We start from the raw sequence: 18,894 nt of genomic DNA, 5'->3' as shown, positions 1-18,894 counted from the left end.
GGGCGCCCGCCCGCCGCGCTGACTCACAGGACAAGGATGCCGAATGGACGTGCGAGGCCAGCTTTTCATCGGAGGTGAGTGGACGGACGCCGCCGACGGCGCCGAGTTCACCACCCTGGACCCGGCCACGGGCGCGCCGCTGGGGCGGTGCGCCGCGGCCGGGCGGGCCGAGGTGGACGCCGCGGTGGACGCCGCGCGCGGTGCCCTGGCCGACCCGGCGTGGGCCGCCCTGCCCGCCGCGGAGCGCGCCCGGCTGCTCTGGCGGGTCGCCGAACTCATCGAGCGCGACGCCGCAGAGCTGGCGGAGCTGGAGACCCGCGACCAGGGCCAGCCCCTGGCCGTGGCGCGGGGGGTGAGCGTCGCCGGGGCGGCCGAGCACTTCCGCTACTACGCGGGCTGGGTCACCAAGATCGAGGGAAGTGTCAGCCCCGTCTCCTTCCCGGACACCCTGCACTACACCCGTCGCGAACCCGTGGGGGTGTGCGCGCTCATCACCCCGTGGAACTTCCCGCTGATGATCGCGGCCTGGAAGGTCGCCCCGGCCCTGGCCTGCGGCAACACCGTGATCGTCAAGCCCGCCGAGCAGACCCCCCTGACCACCGTGCGCCTGGTGCGGCTGTGCGAGGAGGCCGGGTTCCCGCCCGGTGTCGTCAACCTGCTCACCGGCGGCCCGGAGACCGGCCGGGACCTCGTCGGCCATCCCGGCGTGGACAAGGTCTCCTTCACCGGCTCCACGGAGGTGGGGCAGGAGATCGTGCGGGCCTCCGCCGCCGACCTCAAGCGGGTCACCCTGGAGCTGGGCGGCAAGGCCCCCAGCATCGTCGCCCGGGACGCGGACATCGACGCCGCCGTGCGGGGGAACGTGCAGGGCGCCCTGCTCAACAGCGGCCAGGTGTGCGCCGCCTACTCCCGCTTCTACGTCGACCGGCGACGGGCCGACGAGTTCACCGAGAAGCTCGCCGCCGCGGTCGCCGCCCTGCGGCTCGGCCCCGGACTGGCACCGGAGACCGAACTGGGCCCGCTGGTCACCGACGGCCATCTGGCCCGGGTGGACGCCATGGTGCGGGAGGGTGTCGCCGCGGGCGCCGAACTGGTGACCGGCGGGGCCCGCGCCGAAGGCCCCCTGGAGCGGGGCAACTTCTACCGGCCCACCGTGTTCGCCGGTGTCCGGGACGACATGGCCATCGCCCGCCAGGAGGTCTTCGGCCCCGTCCTGCCCGTCCTCACCTACGAGGACGAGGACGAACTGACGGCACGGGCCAACGACACCCGGTACGGCCTGGCCGCCGCCGTCTGGACCCGCGACCTGTCCACCGCCCACCGGCTGGTGGCCGGGATCCACGCGGGCGCCGTGTTCGTCAACATGCCCGCGATACCCGACCCCGCCGCCCCCTGGGGCGGTTTCCGGTCCAGCGGATGGGGCCGGGAGATGGGTTCCTACGCGCTGGACGTGTTCACCGAGACCAAGGGCGTGTGGATGCACCACGGTTGAGGCCCCGTCCCGACCGAGGAGCACGCCCGCAGAGAAGAGGACCGGAGCAGATGACTGAGCACACTCCCGACCACGACGGCGTGCGCGCCGCGGTGGAGGCCTATGTGACCGCGGTGGGCGCCGGCGACGCCGAGGCCGTCCGGGCGGCCTTCCGGCCGGACGCCCACATGTGGGGCTACCTGGGCACCGAGCTGGTGTCCGCGCCCATCGGGGCGTTCTGCGAGGTGGTCGCGGCCGACACCCCGGGGGAGTGGACCCCGGGGTACTCGTACACCGTCCGCTCGGTCGAGGTGAGCGGGGAGGTGGCGGTCGCGGTCCTGGACGAACGCGGCTACCAGGGCCACGACTTCAGCAACCACTTCTCCCTGGTGCGTCAGGACGGGGTCTGGCGGCTGGCCGGCAAGACGTTCTTCCGCCGCGACCCGGAGTGATCCCGGCCCGGCGCGCGCACGGCTGAAGGGCCCCGGAGATCCGGGGCCCTTCAGCCGTCCCGGGCTCGGTACGGCGGGCTCGGCACGGTGTGTCCGGGCGGGCCGGCCGGGAGGGGTGAGCCGCCCGGGGACAGGTCTGCCGGCCCTGCGTTCGGCTTCAAGCGCTGGCAGAACGCCACCAACGCGCGCGTGCTCCGTCGGCGGCTCGGCGGCACTCCCGGGCAGGCACCCTCCGCGGGGGCGGGAACGCGCGAGGTCCGCCGCGTCCGGTGGCGGCCATTCGCGCGCGGCGCCGGACGGGGCGGACCTGAGGACGGAGGGGGGGCGCGGGCCGCCGCCCTCCCACGGGTGTCACAGGTGGTAGGCGTACTCGGTGAACTCCCAGTCGGTGACGTGACGGTGGAAGCGGGCCGCCTCGTCGCGCTTGTACGCCACGTACGAGGCGGTGAAGTCCTTGCCGAGCAGCCCGGTGAGGGCCGTGTCGGCCTCCAGCGCGTCCAGGGCGGCGGTCAGGGACATCGGCAGGACGGGGGAGCGCGCGGCGTCGTAGCCGTAGCCCTCCAGGGGCGCGGGCGGCTCCTCCCCGGCCAGGACGCCGAGCAGGGCGGCCGCCACGGTACCGGCGACCAGCAGGTACGGGTTGGCGCTGGCGTCCCCGAGCCGCAGTTCGAACCGGGAGGCGGGGCCGCGCTCCGGCGGGACGCGGAGCATGGCGCTGCGGTTGTCCAGGCCCCAGTCGATCAGCCAGGGCGCCAGGGTGTCGGGCCCGAAGCGCTTGTACGAGTTGACCGTCGGGTTGGCCAGCGCGGTCAGCGCGGGGGCGTGGGCGAGGATGCCGGCCATGGCGTGCCGCGCGGTGGCGGACAGGCCGTGGGGCGCGGCGGGGTCGGCGAAGACGTTGTCGCCGTCGGCGTCCAGGCAGGACAGATGGAGGTGGAAGCCGGAACCCCCGGCCTCGTTGAAGGGTTTGGCCATGAAGGTGGCCAGGCGGCCCTCCCGCCGGGCCAGTTCCTTGACCGCGGACTTGAAGCGGAAGGCGCGGTCGGCGGCGTCCATGGCGTCGGAGTGGGTGAGGTTGATCTCGAACTGGGCGCCGTCGTACTCGTGGTTGCCGCTGCTGACGCCGATGTCCATGGCGCCCAGCAGGCGCAGGGTGCGCAGCAGGTGGTTGTCCGGGTCGGCGCGCAGGCCCGCGGTGTACACGACGCCGTCGGCGTCGCTGTAGCGCCGCCAGCCGCTGGCGGCGGCGGGGTCGGCGTCGCAGAGGAAGTACTCCAGCTCCGGGCCGACCACGGGCCGCAGCCCGTGCTCCGCGCACCGGTCGAGGACGGTGCGCAGCAGGTCGCGGGGCGACTCGGGGGCGGGCAGCCCGGTGGCCGGGTCGGTGACGTCGCCCAGGCAGGTGGCCACACCGGGCTCCCAGGGCAGGGCGGTGAGGGTGCCGAGGTCGGGCACGACGCGGATGTCGGGCAGGCCGGCGTCCAGTCCGCCGGGGACGGCGACCGTGTCGCCCTGGGGGCTGGTGTGGTAGACGGCGCGGCAGAACGCGAGGCCGTGCTCCACGGCCGAGGGCAGGTGGTCCAGCAGGACGTCCCGGGCCCGTTCGGTGCCGATGAGGTCGGGATAGGTCACCCGGACCACGTCGATGCCCTCGGCGGCGAGCCGCTCCATGTGCCGGCTGACGGTCGGGGTGTCGGTTGCGCTCACCGGGGTCTCCTGGGGGAAAGGGGCGCCCGAGGGGGCTGGGGGCGCGGGGAGAGGAAGAGGAGGCGGAAGGGGCCGTGTCGAACTGCGCGGGCGCAGGAGGCCGTTCACCTGTGTGAGGTCAAACGGTAAGGAGGGCGGCGGCCCTCCCGCAAGGGGTCTGCCGCAGAATTTATCCATCCGGATAGGTATTGACCAGAGGTCTCCGGCTTCCTATGTTGTTTGAAGCCAAACGAGCCGGTCGGCCGGGCGGGCCCGTCGGTCCGTCCGTCCCGCCGTCCGTTCGGCCGCAGGTGTGGATCGACGGTCATCGGGCGACCGGGCCGGCGGACAGATGGTCCGGCGGACCGTCCGCCCGACCGGCCGCCGCCCGGCGGTCCGGTCCGGCCGACGCGGCGCCGGACACGATCCGTCCGACCGGCCGTCGCCCTCCCGGGCGGCCGGTCCCGGTCCGGTCCGTGACCGGCGAGGACCCGCACCACCGGGCGGGGCGTCCCGTGCCCCGTCCACCGCGCCCGTACCGCTCCGTCCGCAACGCCCCGGCTCCACCGCCGCCGGGGCGCGCCACCCGCCCGTACCGCCCGGCCGTCCAGCCCCGCCGCCCGGCCGGCCCCCGTCCCTCCGGCAGCCGTCCGAGCGGCCGTTCAAGGAGCCCCCAGTGACCAGTGTCCGCGGTTTCTTCCACCCCAAGACGGCGACGGGTGACTCCTCGCTGATCCCGTCGCCCCCGTGGCACTACTCCGGCGACCTGCTGACCGTCGAGTACCGCACCGACCCGGCCCGGGTGCGCGAACTGCTGCCCGAGCCCCTGGAACTGGCCGACGAGGACCCCGGCGCGGTCGCGTTGATCTGGGCCGACTGGCAGTCCTGCTCGGCCTCGGGACGGGAACTGACCGACCCGGTGCTGGCCCAGTACAAGGAGGCCTTCGCGGTCGTCCGCTGCAAGTACCGGGACCGCACCTACACCCGCTGCGTGTACATCTGGGTCGACAAGGACTTCGCCGTCGCCCGCGGACTGCACCAGGGCTACCCGAAGAAGCTCGGCTCCATCCACCAGACCCGCCCGCACCCCTACGGCCCGGCTCCGCGCATCGAGGCCGGGGCCCGCTTCGGCGCCAGCCTCGCCGCCGCCGACCGGCGCCTCGCCCAGGCCGTCGTCACCCTGCGGGAGCCCTCCGGGACCAACGGGTTCGTCAACGGCCACCCCATGGCGCACCACCGCTGGCTGCCCTCCATCGAGAAGGGCCGGGGGCTCGCCCTGGACGAACTCGTCGAGTCCGGAGCCGCCTCCTTCGAGGGCGGGCAGCCCTGGGTCGGCGACGCCGAGCTGGAACTCTTCGAGGCACCCACCGAGGAGCTGGCCCGGCTGGAGATCCGCGAACCGATCGCTGCCTACTACCGGCAGATCGGCGTGGTGTGGGACGGCGGACGCCTCCTGGAGTCGCACACCTCCGGGGCCCGCTGACGGCGCTCCCCGGCGCCCCCGCCGGGTGACCGCCCGCACGGGCGTCCCCGTGCCCGGTGCCCGCACCGCACCGGCGCGCGGGACCGCCCGGGCCCGCACCGCCCCCGGAACGCGGCGCCCCGTGTCGCCACCGCAGCACACCGACCGGACCACCAGGAAGCAGAGGCCATGAGCGCACACCTCACCACCGTCGCCGGCGTCCCCGTCGACACCCGGCACTGGATCGGCGGCGAACGGGTCGCCTCCGCCGCCACCTTCACCGACACCTCGCCCATCGACGGCGCCCCCCTCGCCGAGATCTCCCGGGGCACCCCGGCCGAGGCCGCCGCGGCCGTCGCCGCCGCCCGGGCCGCCTTCCCGGGCTGGGCCGCCACCCCCCGCGCCGAGCGCGCCCGCCTGCTGCGTGCCGTCGCCGACGGAGTGGACCGGCGCATCGAGGACCTCTCCCTCGTCGAGACCACCGACAACGGCGCCCTGCTGCGCTCCCACCGCCGCGGCGTGATGCCCCGCGTGGCCCACAACTTCCGCTTCTTCGCCGACCGGCTGGAGGAACTGGAGCACGAGGACTTCACCACCCGCGACCACACCAACCACGTCACCTGGGACCCGGCCGGCCCCTGCGTCCTGATCACCCCCTGGAACGCGCCCCTGATGCTGGCCACCTGGAAGGTGGCCCCGGCCCTCGCCGCCGGCAACACGGTCGTCCTCAAGCCCGCCGAATGGTCCCCGCTGACCGCGTCGCTGCTCGCGGACATCGCCGCCGAGGCCGGACTGCCGCCCGGCGTCCTGAACGTCCTCCAGGGCTACGGCTCCGAGGTGGGCGACGCCCTCACCTCACACCCGGACGTGCGCCGCATCAGCTTCACCGGCTCCGTGCCGACCGCCCGGCACATCGCCGCCTCCGCCGCCGCGCACCTGACCCCGCTCAGCCTCGAACTCGGCGGCAAGTCACCGCTGCTGGTCTTCGCCGACGCCGACCTGGACCTCGCCGCCGACCTCGCCGTCGAGCAGTACGACAACGCCGGGCAGGTGTGCCTGGCGGCCACCCGCATCCTCGTCGAGGAGTCCGTGGCCGAGGAGTTCACCCGCCGCTTCGTCGACCGGGCCTCGCGGCTCCGGCAGGGCGACCCCCGCGACGAGGCCACCGACATCGGCCCCAACATCCACCCCCGCCAGCTCGACAAGATCGACGGCTTCGTCCGTCGCGCCCTCGCCGACGGCGCCCGCGCCGTCATCGGCGGCCACCGCGGCGAGGGCCAGTACTACGCGCCGACCCTTCTCACCGACGTGCGCCAGGACTCCGAGATCGTCCAGGAGGAGGTCTTCGGCCCCGTCCTGACCCTCCAGACCTTCACCGGCGAGGACGAGGCGGTCCGCTTCGCCAACGACACCCGCTTCGGCCTGGCCGCCACGCTCGCCACCGGCGATCCCTCGCGCGCCGCCCGGGTCACCGCCCGCCTGGTCGCCGGAACCGTCTGGGTCAACTGCTTCTTCGTCCGCGACCTGCGGGCCCCGTTCGGCGGCTCGCGCGACTCCGGAGTCGGGCGCGAGGGCGGCACCTGGAGCTTCGACTTCTACTGCGACGTCAAGAACACCGTCACCGCCCCGAAGGGATGGAACGACCATGGGTGAGATCGTCGGAGCCGGCCTGCTCGCCCATGTGCCCACCATCGTGCTGCCCGAGGCGACCCGGCTGGAGCTCAACGAGGGCAAGGAGATCACCCTCGTCACCGGACTGCGGCAACTGCGCCGGGACGTCTTCGAACGCGACGACTACGACACCGTCGTCGTCCTCGACTCGCACTGGGCCACCACCGTCGAGTTCGTCGTCACCGCCCAGCGGCGCAGGGCCGGCCTGTTCACCTCCGAGGAACTGCCCCGGGGCATGAGCCGGATGCCCTACGACTACCCCGGCGACCCCGAACTCGCCGCCAACATCGCCTCGTTCGCCGACCGGCACGGAACCTGGATCACCCCGATCGACGACGACTGCCTGCCGGTCTACTACGCCACCACCAACCTCTGGAAGTACCTGGGCGAAGGACTGCCCGACAAGCGCTGGGTGAGCATCGGCGTCTGCCAGACCGGCGACGCGGAGGACCACCTGCGCCTCGGCCGCGCCCTCGCCGACGGCATCGCCGCCACCCCGGGCCGGCGCGTCCTGCTGATCGCCTCCGGAGCCCTGTCGCACACCTTCTGGCCGCTGCGCGAACTGCGCGACCACGAGGCCAGCGACCCCGTCCACATCTTCACCCCCGAGGCCCGCGCCGCCGACGAGGAGCGCATCGACTGGTTCCGGGAGGGCCGCCACGACCGGGTCCTGGACACCATGGACGAGTTCGCGCGGTTCAAGCCCGAAGCCCGCTTCGGCCACTACCTGATGATGGCCGGCGCTCTGGGCGAGGGCGCCTGCACCGCACCGGGCCGCCAGTACGGCGAGTACGAGAACTCCGTCGGCACCGGCCAGGTGCTGATGTGGTTCGACCGACCCGCCGACGGCTGGACCGGCACCCCCGCGCCCCGGCCCACCGATTCCCGCAGCGCCTAGAGAGGCCCCGCCATGCCCGAGTACCGCCGCATCCTCCTCGACGGCGCCGCCGTGGAGACCGTCCGCGACGGCGACGACCTCGTCGCCGGCGACGGACGGCGCGTCCGCGCCAAGGACGCCCTCCATCTGCCGCCGGTCGTCCCCTCCAAGGTGATCGCCGTCCACCTCAACCACCGCAGCCGGGTGGACGAGTTCCGCATCGGCCTGCCGGACACACCCACCTACTTCCACAAGCCGACCTCGGCGCTCAACGGCCACGGCGGCGCGGTGGTGCGCCCCGAGGGCTGCAAGTGGCTCAACTACGAGGGCGAGGTCGCCATCGTCATCGGCCGCACCGCCCGCAACATCGCCCCGGCCGACGCGGGGGAGTACATCGCCGGGTACACGGTGGCCAACGACTTCGGACTGCACGACTTCCGGGACACCGACGCGGGCTCCATGCTCCGGGTCAAGGGCTCCGACACCCTGTGCCCGCTCGGCCCCGGCCTGGTCACCGACTGGGACTTCCACGGCAAGCGGCTGCGCACCTACGTCAACGGCGAGGTGGTGCAGGACGGTTCGACCGACGAGATGACCTGGGACATGCACTACCTCGTCGCGGACATCGCCCGCACGATCACCCTTCACCCCGGCGACGTGCTGCTCTCCGGGACCCCGGCCAACTCCCGGCCGGTGCGGCCCGGCGACGTGGTCGAGGTGGAGGTCGAGGGGCTGGGGCGGCTCACCAACCACGTGGTCACCGGACCCACCGCCATCCGCGCCGACGTGGGCGCCCAGCCGACCGAGTCCGAGGAGGTGCTGTCCACCGCGCTCGGCGGCGACTGGGAGTTCCGCGGGATCAGGCCGCCCCGGCGGTGACCGGGGACCCGCCGGTAGGGTCGGCGCCATGACCGAACCCCTCGGGCCCGCCGGTGAGCGCGCCAGCCGCAAGCGCGTGACCAACTACGGGTCGGGCCGGGGCGCCCTGCTGGACGCCGCCGTGCGGGTGGTGGCCCGGGGCGGGCTGCGCAAGCTGACCTACCGGGCGGTGGCCGAGGAGGCGGGCGTCACCCACGGGCTGGTCGTCCACCACTTCGGCTCCCGGGACGCCCTCATCGAGGGGGCCGTCGACCACGCCGTCCGCTCCTCGCTGCGGGTCAACGCCCTGGACAACGGAACCGGCAGGGCGGAGGACTTCGCCGCGGGGCTGGACGGCCTGGTGGAGTCCGGGCCGGACCTCCAGGCGTTCCAGTACGAACTCCTCCTGGAGGCCCGGCGCACACCGGAGCTGATGCCGCACCTGCGGGACCTGTACGAGGGCTACTTCGCCGCGGCCCGGCACGACCTGTCCCGCATCCTGTCGCGGCCGGTCGACCGGGGGCTGTCCCGGCTGGTCTTCGCCGCCCTGGAGGGCCTCGTGCTGCACCAGCTGGTCTTCGGCGAGCGCGAGGTGACCGAGGAGGCGCTGGCCGAGCTGCGGCGGCTGCTGGCCGGGCTGGCGGAGCACGGCGAGCCCAGCGGCTCCGGTGGCACCGGCGATCCGGGCGACCCCGCCGATCCCGCCGATCCCGCCGACCCCGGTGAGCCGGGCGCCGGGGGCCCCGCCGGGAGCTGAGCCCCCGGCGGCCCCGCTCTCCCTCGGCGCACGGACCGCTCCACGCCGACCATGGGCCCATATCGTTTGGCCCGAAACGACATCGCGGCCGCCGCGCCCGGCGGACACCCCCGGACGCCGCGCCCCACCCCCGCATCCCCAGGAAACGAGGCCCACGGTGGACGCCACCGCAGACGACTGGAAGCGCCGCGCGGCGACGCTGCGCCACCCCGTCCGGCACCTCATCGACGGCGACTGGCACGACGGCGGCGACACCTTCGCCGTGGTCTCGCCGAGGGACGGCACGGTCCTCGCCCGGGTGGCCGACGCGGGCGCCGGGGAGGTGGACCTCGCCGTCGCGGCGGCCCGCCGAGCCTTCGACAGCGGCCCCTGGCCCCGGCTCGCCCCCGCCGAACGCGGCCGGGCCCTGCTCCGCGTCGCGGACCTCATCGAGGAACACCGCGCCGACCTCGCCCTCACCGTCAGCCTGGAGATGGGCAAGCCCGTCAAGGACGCCCACGACATCGAACTCCGCGCCCTGATCGGCACCTTCCGCTGGTACGGGGAACTCGCCGGCAAGCTCACCGACGAGTCCCCGCACACCGCCCCCGACGCCCTGGCCCTCGTCACCAGGGAACCGGCCGGGGTGGTGGGCGCCGTCGTCCCGTGGAACTTCCCGCTGACCCTCGCGGGCTGGAAGGTCGCCCCGGCGCTCGCCGCCGGCTGCACCGTCGTGCTCAAGCCGTCCGAGCACGCGCCCCTGTCGGCCCTGCTCCTCGCCCGGATCGCCACCGAGGCCGGACTGCCGCCCGGCGTCCTCAACGTAATCAACGGCGACGGACCGGTCGCCGGCCGCGCCCTCGGCCTCCACCCCGGTGTCGACGTCCTCGCCTTCACCGGCTCCACCGCCGTCGGCCGCCACTACCTGCGCTACGCCGCCGACTCCAACCTCAAGCGGGTCTGGCTCGAACTCGGCGGCAAGTCGCCCAACATCATCCTTCCCGACGCCCCCGATCTGGAGCGGGCCGCGGCCACCGCCGCCTGGGGCGTCTTCTTCAACCAGGGCGAGATGTGCACGGCACCCTCCCGGCTGCTGGTCCACTCCTCCATCGCCGAACGGGTCACCGAGGCGGTCGTCGGACACGCCGAAGCCCTGCGGGTCGGGGACCCCCTCGACCCCGCGACCGGGATGGGCGCCCTGGTCGGACAGGACCACCTGGACCGGGTGCTCGGCCACGTCCGCACCGCCGTCGACGACGGCGCCCGGCTGCGCACCGGCGGGGAACGGATCCTCGCCGACACCGGCGGCGCCTATCTGCGGCCCACCGTCCTCGACCGGGTCGCACCGGACAGCCGCCTGGCACGAGAGGAGGTCTTCGGACCCGTCCTGGCCGTCCTCCCCTTCGACGACCTCGACGAGGCGGTCGCCCTCGCCAACGCCACCGACTACGGGCTCGCCGCCGGACTGTGGACCGCCGACCTGTCCACCGCCCACCGGGTCTCGCGCGCCCTGCGGGCCGGGACCGTCTGGGTCAACTGCTACGAGGAGGGCGACCTCACCGTCCCCTTCGGCGGCATGAAGCAGTCCGGCAACGGCCGCGACAAGTCCGCCCACGCCCTGGAGAAGTACACCGAACTCAAGACCACCTGGATCCAGTTGTGACCCCCGCGCCCCGTCCGCTCATCGCCGTTCCGGCCCGCTTCTCCGCCACCGCCTCGGCCCTGCGGTACGCCGCCGAGGTCAACGCCCGCGCCCTGGTGGACGCCGTGTGGCGGGCCGGGGGCGAACCCGTGTCCCTCCATCCGCACGCCCCCGGCGGTACCGCCGACCCGGCCGGGACCGCCGCGCGCCTGGCCCGCTTCGACGGCCTGCTGCTCCCCGGCGGCGGCGACCTGTCCCCGCACCGCTACGGGGCCCGGGAGGTCCACGAGAGCGTCTACGACGTCGACGACGAGCAGGACGCCTTCGACCTGGAGGCCGCCCGGCAGGCGCTCGCCCTGGGGCTGCCGCTGCTGGCGGTCTGCCGCGGCCTGCACGTGGTCAACACCGTCCGCGGCGGCACCCTCCACCAGGACATGGGCGGCCCCGGCCGCGAACACCGGCACGTACGGCACCCGGTGGCGCTCACCCCCGGCTCCGTCGTGGCCGCAGCCACCGGCACCGGCACGGCCACCGCGTCCTGCTACCACCACCAGCGCGTGGACCGGCCGGGCGAGGGTCTGACCGTCACCGCGCGGGCGGCCGACGGCACGGTGGAGGCGCTGGAGGCACCGGGTACCGGCGGCTGGTTCCTGGCCGTGCAGTGGCATCCCGAGGACACGGCGGCGGAGGACCCCGCCCAGCAGCGCCTCTTCGACGCCTTCGTCGGCGCGGCACGCGTGGTGCGCTGAACCCCGGCCGCCCGGGTCCGCCGGTGCACGCACCGCCGGACGCGTACCGCCCGGTGCGCCCGGCCCGTTCAGCCCTTGGCCCTCCGGCCGCTGCGCCGGGGAGCGGGCTCGGCGCCGTCCAGCAGCGAGCGGCGCCGGTCCTCGCCGTGCCGCTCGACCTGGAGCACCACGCGCCGCAGCCCGTCCGCGAGGTCCCGGCACTCCTCGTCGCTCAACGACGAGGTGACGAAGGCCTCTTCGTCGTTGAACGCCGGGAACACCCGCCGCATGAACTCCTCGCCCTCCTCCGTGAGGCGCAGCAGGACGAGCCGTCCGTCGGTGGGGTGGCCGGAGCGGTGGAGCAGCCCGCGGGACTCCAGGGTCCGGGACACCCCGGTGAGGGTGCCCTTGGAGACACCTGCCTCCCCGGCCACGTGCCGGGTCTCCGACTCGCCCCACACCCACACCACCCACAGCACCACGAAGGCGGTCCAGGTCAGGTCCGAGCCGCGCAGCACGGAGTTCTCCAGGTGGTGGCGGACCGTCGAGGCGGCCCGGTAGATGTTGGCCACGGCCTCCATCCGCTCGCGCCGGATCGGAATGCCGCCGAGCCTGGCCTCCGCGCGCTTCTCCGCTTCCGTGATGGATCGCTGGCCGGGCACGCTCGCTCCCTGGGTCTCCGGTGCGCCTCCGCCCGGCCCGCCGGCCGGTACGGTCGTTCGGAACCCCAGTGTACGGGCGGCGCCGGGCCGCTCCACGGGGCCGCCGCGAACGCGGCCGGGTGTGCGTGTCGCCCCCGCGCGCACGGCCGTTCGGGGCGCCGTCCGGTGGGGGACACCGCTCGGCAGACGGCCCCGGGGAACGGTCCGGCGGCGGTGCGCCGCCCGGCTCCGCACCGCCGGACACCCCGGAGGACCGCAGGGCGCACCAGCCGGGAAGGCGTACCTCATCCGCTCCGTGACCCTCCCCGGCGGACGGGCGTCCGCGTCGGCGCCCACCCCGGCGGCGTCATCCGCCTCCACGTCGGCGGCCTCCGCCGCGTCCCCGACCGATGCGCGTCGGGGCGGTGGCCCCGGACAGGGGGGGCGGTGCCCAGGCTGTCCCCGGCGGGCAGGGGGGCAGTGCCCCGTACGACTGCACGGAGTGGCCGGAGGGCAGGACCGGCGGGCCGACTGAGCCCCGCCGGGCTCCCGGCGGCCCGATGTGCGTCCTCGGCGGGTCTGCGCTAAGATCATCATTGTTCGGCCGCAAGATCATCGGTCGAACGGCACGCGTTGGTCGTCTAAGGAAAGACGCCCCGCTTCCTGCGGGGAAATGCAGGTGCAAGGCCCGCCCAGCGCTCCACGAGAAGCCCCGCCCCTTCACGGGGGCGGGGCTTCTTCCTGTCCGTCCCGTGGAGTGCGCGGTCGGCGCGCGCCGAGGTCGGCCGGGCCCGGCTCCGGCGTCGGCTCCGGGTTCAGGGTGCGCCGTTCGTGCGCTCCGGCTCCGTACGGCCTCCGCCGTCGGCCCTCCGTACGGTGCGGTGGCGGTACGGCCGGGCGGGCCCGCGGTGGACGGTCGTGCGGTCCGACCACAGAATGCTGTGACATAGACTCGGCGGGGACCGACCCGGGAGGATGCGATGGCGGCCGAGTGGCGTCCGGTGCAGCAGTCACGGACCCATGAACTCGTGCTGCGGACCATCGAGGAGCGTGTCCTCGCCGGGGAGCTGAAGGCCGGCGACCGCCTCCCGCCGGAGCGGGAACTGGCCCCCGCCCTCGGTGTCAGCCGCTCCGCGCTGCGCGAGGCGCTGCGCGTCATGGAGACCATCGGCATCCTGGTCGCCCACCCCGGCAGGGGGGCCGACGCCGGGGCCCGGATGGTGCGCAACCCCGACGACGCCCTCGGCCGCCTGCTCCGCCTGCACCTGGCGCTCGGCAGCTACGACCTCCAGGACGTCCTGGAGGCCCGCGTCACCCTGGAACGCTCCAGCTTCACCGCCGCCGCCGGAACCGCGTCCGCCGAGGACCTGGACCATGCCGAGGAGTTGCTGGCCCGGATGCGGCAACCCGGCCTCGCGGCCGTCGAGTTCAACGAGCTGGACACCGAGTTCCACGTGCTGGTCGCCCGCGGCTCCGGCAACCGTCTCGTCTCCACCCTCACCTCCGCCGTCCGCGAATCGGTACGCACCCTGATCCTCCGGGCGGAGGAGGGCGCGCCGGACTGGGCGGCCACCGCCGCCGCCCTCAACGCCGAGCACGCGGAACTGCTGCGCCTGGTCCGCGCGGGCGACGGAGAGGGCGCCGCCGATCTCGTGGAACGCCACATCCGCGGCTTCCACGGCACGCTGGTCGCCGGCCGCCCCGACGACGTGTGAGTGCTGCCGTCCCGGCCGGTGCCGCGGACCGGAGCCCGTCCGGGAGCGTCCAGGGACGGGGGTGCCGGGTCGCGTCGGGCCGTGCGAAGGGTCCCAGGGCCGCGAGCGTGATTGTCATGAGCATGCTTGACGTGGCCTCCCGGGCGTCCGGTGCGCCCTTCGCCGCCCCCTCCGGGTGCGATGTTAATGTGGTCGGACCATAAACCCCATGGAGGCCCCGTGCGCATCGGACTCTTCGCCACCTGCCTGGGGGACACCCTCTTCCCCGACGCGGTGAAGGCCACCGCGCTCCTGCTCAGCCGCCTCGGGCAGGAGGTGGTCTTCCCACCGGGGCAGACGTGCTGCGGGCAGATGCACATCAACACCGGATACCAGCGGGAACCCCTGCCGCTGGTCCGGGACTTCGCCGAGCGGTTCGGTGACGGCTCCCTCGACGCCGTCGTCGTGCCGTCCGGCTCATGCGCCGGATGCGTGCGCCACCAGCACCCGCTGATCGCGGAGCGGTACGGCGACGCCGCGCTGCGCTCGGGTGTCGCCGCCGTCCGAGCCAGGACCTACGAGCTGTCCGAACTGCTCGTCGACGTGCTCGGCGTCGTCGACGTCGGGGCGTACTTCCCGCACCGGGTGACGTACCACCCGACCTGCCACTCCCTGCGGATGCTCAGGGTCGGGGACAAGCCCCTGCGGCTGCTGCGCGCCGTCGAGGGCATCGACCTCGTCGAGCTGCCGGAGGCGGACGCCTGCTGCGGGTTCGGCGGCACCTTCGCCCTCAAGAACGCCGACACCTCCGCCGCGATGCTCCACGACAAGACCGCCGCCGTCACCGCCACCGGTGCCGACGTCTGCACCGCGGGGGACTCCTCCTGCCTGATGCACATCGGCGGCGGGCTGTCCCGCATCCGCTCGGGCACCCGCACGCTCCACCTCGCGCAGATCCTCGCCGCCACCCGCACCGCCCCGCTCGCCGTCCCGGAGGCCGCCCGATGAGCCGCACCTTCCTCGGTATGCCGACCCCGCCGCCCCGCGCCCCCTACGGCCAGGGGAACCTGCGCGGCGAGGAGCCGTTCCCGCGGGCCGCCCGCGGCGAACTGCGCGACGAGCGGCTCCGTGGCAACCTGCGCCGGGCGACCCGCACCATCCGTGCCAAGAGGCTCGCCGTCACCGCCGAACTGCCCGACTGGGAGGCCCTGCGCACCGCCGGCGCGCAGATCAAGGCCGACACCATGAACCGGCTGCCCGAACTGCTGGAGCGGCTGGAGCGCGAGGTCACCGCCGCCGGGGGCACCGTCCACTGGGCCCGCGACGCCGCCGAGGCCAACGCCGTCGTCACCCGGCTGGTGGAGGCGACCGGCAGCGACGAGGTCATCAAGGTCAAGTCGATGGCCACCCAGGAGACCGGGCTCAACGAGCACCTCGCGGCCCGGGGCATCACCGCCCACGAGACCGACCTCGCGGAGCTGATCGTGCAGCTCGCCGGGGACCGGCCATCCCACATCCTCGTCCCCGCGATCCACCGCAACCGCGACGAGATCCGCGACATCTTCCTCGACGGCATCCCCGGGGTCGATCCGGGACTCGACGCCGTCCCCGCCCACCTGGCCGCCGCCGCCCGCGCCCATCTGCGCGAGAAGTTCATGACCACCCGGGTCGCCGTCTCCGGCGCCAACTTCGGCATCGCGGAGACCGGCACCCTGTCCGTGGTGGAGTCGGAGGGCAACGGGCGCATGTGCCTGACCCTGCCGGACACGCTCATCACCGTCATGGGCATCGAGAAGGTGCTGCCCCGCTGGCAGGACCTGGAGGTCTTCCTCCAGCTCCTGCCCCGTTCCTCCACCGGTGAGCGGATGAACCCCTACACCTCGCTGTGGACGGGGGTGACCGAGGGCGACGGTCCCCGGGACTTCCACCTCGTCCTCCTCGACAACGGCCGCACCGCCGCCCTCGCCGACGCCGTCGGCCGCGAGGCGCTGAGCTGTATCCGGTGCTCCGCCTGTCTCAATGTCTGCCCCGTCTACGAACGCGTCGGCGGGCACGCCTACGGCTCCACCTACCCCGGCCCCATCGGCGCCGTCCTCACCCCCCAGCTCGCCGGGATGCACGAGACCGCCCACGATCCCAACGCCTCGCTGCCGTACGCCTCCAGCCTGTGCGGAGCCTGCTTCGACGCCTGCCCCGTGAAGATCGACATCCCGTCGCTGCTGGTCGAACTGCGCCACCAGAAGACCGAGCGGTCCGGGGCCACCGCCGAACGGCTCGCCATGCGCGCCGCCGCGGCCGTCATGGCGCGCCCCGCCCTCTACACCGCCGCCCAGCGGGCCGCGTCGGCCGGCGGCAGGATCGTCGCCGGGCGCGACCGGAGGATCACCAGACTGCCCCCGCCCTTCCGCGGCTGGAGCGACAGCCGGGACACCGCGGCACCGCCGAAGGGCACCTTCCGCGAGTGGTTCGCGTCCGCCGAGGGACAGGCCGAACTGCGCGCCGCCGCACGGACCGAGGAGGACCGTTGACCCGCCACGACACCCCGCCGACGGAGTCCCCCGGGGCGACGGGACCGGCCGCAACCGCGGCCCCGTCCGGGCCCACGGCACGCGAAGCGGTGCTCGGCCGGGTCCGCGCCGCCCTGGACATCGCCGGGAAGCCGCCGGTCACCGTCGAACGCGGCTACCGCACCGGACGCGTCCTGCCCGACGGCGAACGGCTCGCCCTGTTCACCGACCGTCTCCGCGACTACCGTGCCGACGTGCGCACCTGCACGGCCGCCGGGACCGCCGGGACGGTGGCCGACGCCCTGCGCGCGCACGGCGCCCGTACGATCGGCGTCCCGGCCGGACTCGACCGCGCCTGGCTCACCGCCTTCGACGGCACGGTGCGCACCGACTCACCGGACGTCCCCGCGCCGGATCTCCGCGAGTTGGACGGCGTCGTCACCGCCTCGGCCGCCGCCTGCGCCGGGACCGGCACCCTCTTCCTGGACGGTTCCCCCGACCAGGGGCGCCGCGCCCTCTCCCTCGTGCCCGACCTGCACGTCTGCGTCGTCGACCTGTCCTCGGTCGGGGCCGGCGTGCCCGAGGCCCTGGGCCGGCTGGTGCCGACCCGTCCGATCACCCTCGTCAGCGGACCGTCAGCGACCTCGGACATCGAACTGGAGCGGGTCGAGGGCGTCCACGGCCCCCGCACCCTGGTCGTCGTCATCCGCACCGACGTCTGACGCCCCGGGCCGGGCCGGTATCCCGGGCGCCCCTCCGGGGGTGCCGTCACGACACGCCGCCGGATGTCCGCCAGACGGGTCGGTGTCGGGTGCTTCCGGGCGCGTCCGAGTGGGGGAGCGCGGAGGGGGGGCCGACGATGTGACGGCCTCGCCGCGGGTCGCGGCCGGGCGGTGGTGTCGGTCAGGAGGAGGGAGCGCCGGGTGGCGAGTACAGGGGACGACCGGACGGCGGTCGGCGGGGAACGGAGAGAGGGCCTTCTGGGAGAACTGCGGGACGCGGTCTCGACGCGCTCCGCGCTCGTCATGGTGGGGGTGCTGCTCCTGCAACTGGGCTTCGCCCTCTCCTACATGGGTGCCTTCCACGCGCCCGAGCCCCACCGGGTGCCGATGGTGCTGGTGGCGCCGCAGGCGGTGGAGGGGCAGTTGGTGGCGCGGCTGAACGCGCTGCCGGGTGAGCCCGTGCACATCACCGCGGTCGCGGACCGGGCCGAGGCGCGGTCGAGGCTGCTGGAGCGCCGCACCGACGCGGCCCTGATCGTGGAACCGGCCGTGGCCACCGACACCCTGCTCGTCGCCTCGGCGGGCGGCCCGTCGGCGGCCGAGGCCGCCACGAAGATCGTGGCGGGCATCGAGCGCGCGGAGAACCGCCGGTTCGTGGTGCGCGACATCCGTCCGCCCGCGGCCGGGGACTCCCGGGGGCTGTCCTCCTTCTACCTCGTTCTGAGCTGGACGATCGGCGGCTACCTCGCCGCGTCGGCGCTGAACATGGCCGCCGGGTCGAAGCGTCCCACCCTGCGCCGCAGCCTGGTCCGGCTGATGGCGATGGTGCCGTACGCCCTGGTGTCGGGCATCGGGGGCGCGATCATCGTCGGGCCGGTGCTGGACTGCCTGCCGGGCGGCTTCTGGGAACTCGTCGGCATCGGCACCCTCGTGGTGTTCGCCTCCGGAGCGGTGGGGGTGGCGCTCCAGTCGCTGGCCGGCACCGTCGGCCTCGGCCTCACCATCCTGATCTTCACGATCCTGGGCAACCCCAGTTCCGGAGGGGTCTATCCGCCGTCCCTGCTGCCGCCGTTCTGGCGGGCCATCGGGCAGGCGCTGCCGCCGGGCGCCGGGACGACCGTGGTGCGCAACACCGTCTACTTCGACGGGCACGGCACCTCCGGTGCCTACTGGGTCCTCGCGCTCTGGGCGGTCGGGGGCGTCGCAGTGGCCATCGCCGCCGCCACGCTGCGTGACCGGCGCGAGGGCATCCTTCCGCTGGTGGACCGGACGCGCCCGGCGGGTTAGCGGCACGGTCCCGCGCCGACGGCGGTCGCCGTGCGGAGCGCGGGACGTCCGGCGGAGTGCGGGCCCGGCCCCGGAAGAGGGGGCCGGGCCCGCGGCGCGCACGGGCGCGGCGGCGGACGGGCGCGGGGGTGCCCGGCGCGGAACGCGGGCCCGGTGAGCGGGTGGCGCAAGGGCCGCGGGGAACGGGGTGGGGCGGGACCGCGGTGCGGGGGGAGCGGCGGGACGGCCGGTGTACGGGGGTGGACCAGGGATGCGCGGGAGGGTTGCCGCCCGGTGCGGATCAAGCCGGACCCGGCTTCCCGACCCCCTTCGCCGCGTGCCCCGTTCGGGTCGTTTTCGGCCCCGCCCGGGCCGCTGACCATGGGATGGACGGATCGGCGTCGGGGTTGCACAGGACGGCACGTTTGGCCGGATCGCCGCGCACCTTGACCGAAGTAGTGGTCTAGACCATAGGTCGCCG

16 protein-coding genes are annotated in these 18,894 nt (G+C 74.6%); 14 read left to right on the top strand and 2 right to left on the bottom strand.

Features of this window, described 5'->3' with window-relative positions:
* The first annotated feature begins 43 nt into the window (after positions 1 to 43).
* Together ACZ7LB_RS20230 and ACZ7LB_RS20225 are read left to right on the top strand one after the other, a co-directional pair.
* On the top strand, positions 44 to 1,492 hold the full coding sequence (locus ACZ7LB_RS20230) for an aldehyde dehydrogenase family protein (RefSeq protein WP_471469907.1): 1,449 nt from the start codon (positions 44 to 46) through the stop codon (positions 1,490 to 1,492).
* A 50-nt stretch (positions 1,493 to 1,542) separates the two neighbouring features.
* Positions 1,543 to 1,923 (top strand): nuclear transport factor 2 family protein, encoded by a 381-nt coding sequence (locus tag ACZ7LB_RS20225; RefSeq protein ID WP_471469905.1) that lies wholly within the window; start codon positions 1,543 to 1,545, stop codon positions 1,921 to 1,923.
* A 351-nt stretch (positions 1,924 to 2,274) separates the two neighbouring features.
* On the opposite strand, the gene ACZ7LB_RS20220 is transcribed toward ACZ7LB_RS20225, so the two are convergent.
* The gene (locus tag ACZ7LB_RS20220; protein ID WP_471469904.1) at positions 2,275 to 3,630 is read right to left on the bottom strand and encodes a glutamine synthetase family protein; all 1,356 of its coding nucleotides are present in this window, start codon (positions 3,628 to 3,630) and stop codon (positions 2,275 to 2,277) included.
* Positions 3,631 to 4,285: 655 nt separating this feature from the next.
* Between ACZ7LB_RS20220 and ACZ7LB_RS20215 the strand changes: the two genes are divergently transcribed.
* From ACZ7LB_RS20215 to ACZ7LB_RS20185, 7 genes are all read left to right on the top strand, one after another.
* Complete coding sequence (locus ACZ7LB_RS20215; protein WP_471469903.1) at positions 4,286 to 5,092, top strand: acetoacetate decarboxylase family protein; 807 nt, start codon at positions 4,286 to 4,288, stop codon at positions 5,090 to 5,092.
* A 168-nt stretch (positions 5,093 to 5,260) separates the two neighbouring features.
* Positions 5,261 to 6,724, top strand: a complete 1,464-nt coding sequence (locus ACZ7LB_RS20210; RefSeq protein WP_471469902.1) for an aldehyde dehydrogenase — start codon at positions 5,261 to 5,263, stop codon at positions 6,722 to 6,724.
* On the top strand, positions 6,717 to 7,640 hold the full coding sequence (locus tag ACZ7LB_RS20205; RefSeq protein WP_471469900.1) for a 3,4-dihydroxyphenylacetate 2,3-dioxygenase: 924 nt from the start codon (positions 6,717 to 6,719) through the stop codon (positions 7,638 to 7,640). Before ACZ7LB_RS20210 ends, ACZ7LB_RS20205 begins: the two co-directional genes overlap by 8 nt.
* Before the next feature lie 12 nt (positions 7,641 to 7,652).
* On the top strand, positions 7,653 to 8,498 hold the full coding sequence (locus tag ACZ7LB_RS20200; protein ID WP_471469898.1) for a fumarylacetoacetate hydrolase family protein: 846 nt from the start codon (positions 7,653 to 7,655) through the stop codon (positions 8,496 to 8,498).
* Between the two features lie 28 nt (positions 8,499 to 8,526).
* The gene (locus ACZ7LB_RS20195; RefSeq protein WP_471469896.1) at positions 8,527 to 9,234 is read left to right on the top strand and encodes a TetR/AcrR family transcriptional regulator; all 708 of its coding nucleotides are present in this window, start codon (positions 8,527 to 8,529) and stop codon (positions 9,232 to 9,234) included.
* Positions 9,235 to 9,391: 157 nt separating this feature from the next.
* A complete protein-coding gene (locus tag ACZ7LB_RS20190) occupies positions 9,392 to 10,876 on the top strand; it encodes an aldehyde dehydrogenase (RefSeq protein ID WP_471469894.1) in 1,485 nt (494 codons plus the stop codon).
* The gene (locus tag ACZ7LB_RS20185) at positions 10,873 to 11,604 is read left to right on the top strand and encodes a gamma-glutamyl-gamma-aminobutyrate hydrolase family protein (protein WP_471469893.1); all 732 of its coding nucleotides are present in this window, start codon (positions 10,873 to 10,875) and stop codon (positions 11,602 to 11,604) included. The genes ACZ7LB_RS20190 and ACZ7LB_RS20185 overlap by 4 nt, the downstream gene beginning before the upstream one ends.
* Positions 11,605 to 11,672: 68 nt before the next feature.
* On the opposite strand, the gene ACZ7LB_RS20180 is transcribed toward ACZ7LB_RS20185, so the two are convergent.
* Positions 11,673 to 12,245, bottom strand: coding sequence for a MarR family winged helix-turn-helix transcriptional regulator (locus tag ACZ7LB_RS20180; protein ID WP_471469891.1), 573 nt, complete (start codon positions 12,243 to 12,245; stop codon positions 11,673 to 11,675).
* Between the two features lie 959 nt (positions 12,246 to 13,204).
* On the opposite strand from ACZ7LB_RS20180, the gene ACZ7LB_RS20175 reads away from it, so the two are divergent.
* The 5 genes from ACZ7LB_RS20175 (at position 13,205) to ACZ7LB_RS20155 (ending at position 18,434) form a co-directional block, all read left to right on the top strand.
* On the top strand, positions 13,205 to 13,939 hold the full coding sequence (locus tag ACZ7LB_RS20175; protein ID WP_471469889.1) for a FadR/GntR family transcriptional regulator: 735 nt from the start codon (positions 13,205 to 13,207) through the stop codon (positions 13,937 to 13,939).
* Between the two features lie 219 nt (positions 13,940 to 14,158).
* Entirely contained in the window at positions 14,159 to 14,926 is a 768-nt protein-coding gene (locus ACZ7LB_RS20170; protein WP_471469887.1) for a (Fe-S)-binding protein, read from the top strand.
* Positions 14,923 to 16,446, top strand: a complete 1,524-nt coding sequence (locus ACZ7LB_RS20165) for a lactate utilization protein B (RefSeq protein ID WP_471469885.1) — start codon at positions 14,923 to 14,925, stop codon at positions 16,444 to 16,446. Before ACZ7LB_RS20170 ends, ACZ7LB_RS20165 begins: the two co-directional genes overlap by 4 nt.
* Positions 16,447 to 16,535: 89 nt before the next feature.
* Positions 16,536 to 17,147 carry a LutC/YkgG family protein gene (locus ACZ7LB_RS20160; RefSeq protein ID WP_471470119.1) on the top strand — a complete coding sequence of 204 codons (612 nt, stop codon included), beginning with the start codon at positions 16,536 to 16,538 and terminating at the stop codon, positions 17,145 to 17,147.
* Between the two features lie 267 nt (positions 17,148 to 17,414).
* The gene (locus ACZ7LB_RS20155) at positions 17,415 to 18,434 is read left to right on the top strand and encodes a DUF3533 domain-containing protein (protein ID WP_471470117.1); all 1,020 of its coding nucleotides are present in this window, start codon (positions 17,415 to 17,417) and stop codon (positions 18,432 to 18,434) included.
* Positions 18,435 to 18,894: the final 460 nt, after the last annotated feature.

This window comes from Streptomyces sp. NPDC107521 (assembly GCF_055598485.1).
Note: the sequence above shows the minus strand (reverse complement) of the source record. Positions and strands in the feature narration are given on the sequence as shown.

Excerpts from the sequence above, each read along its gene's own strand:
- ACZ7LB_RS20210 (WP_471469902.1), top strand. The coding sequence starts at position 5,261 with ATGAGCGCACACCTCACCACCGTCGCCGGCGTCCCCGTCGACACCCGG.
- ACZ7LB_RS20205 (WP_471469900.1), top strand. The coding sequence starts at position 6,717 with ATGGGTGAGATCGTCGGAGCCGGCCTGCTCGCCCATGTGCCCACCATC.
- ACZ7LB_RS20230 (WP_471469907.1), top strand. The coding sequence starts at position 44 with ATGGACGTGCGAGGCCAGCTTTTCATCGGAGGTGAGTGGACGGACGCC.
- ACZ7LB_RS20165 (WP_471469885.1), top strand. The coding sequence starts at position 14,923 with ATGAGCCGCACCTTCCTCGGTATGCCGACCCCGCCGCCCCGCGCCCCC.
- ACZ7LB_RS20175 (WP_471469889.1), top strand. The coding sequence starts at position 13,205 with ATGGCGGCCGAGTGGCGTCCGGTGCAGCAGTCACGGACCCATGAACTC.
- ACZ7LB_RS20225 (WP_471469905.1), top strand. The coding sequence starts at position 1,543 with ATGACTGAGCACACTCCCGACCACGACGGCGTGCGCGCCGCGGTGGAG.
- ACZ7LB_RS20200 (WP_471469898.1), top strand. The coding sequence starts at position 7,653 with ATGCCCGAGTACCGCCGCATCCTCCTCGACGGCGCCGCCGTGGAGACC.
- ACZ7LB_RS20195 (WP_471469896.1), top strand. The coding sequence starts at position 8,527 with ATGACCGAACCCCTCGGGCCCGCCGGTGAGCGCGCCAGCCGCAAGCGC.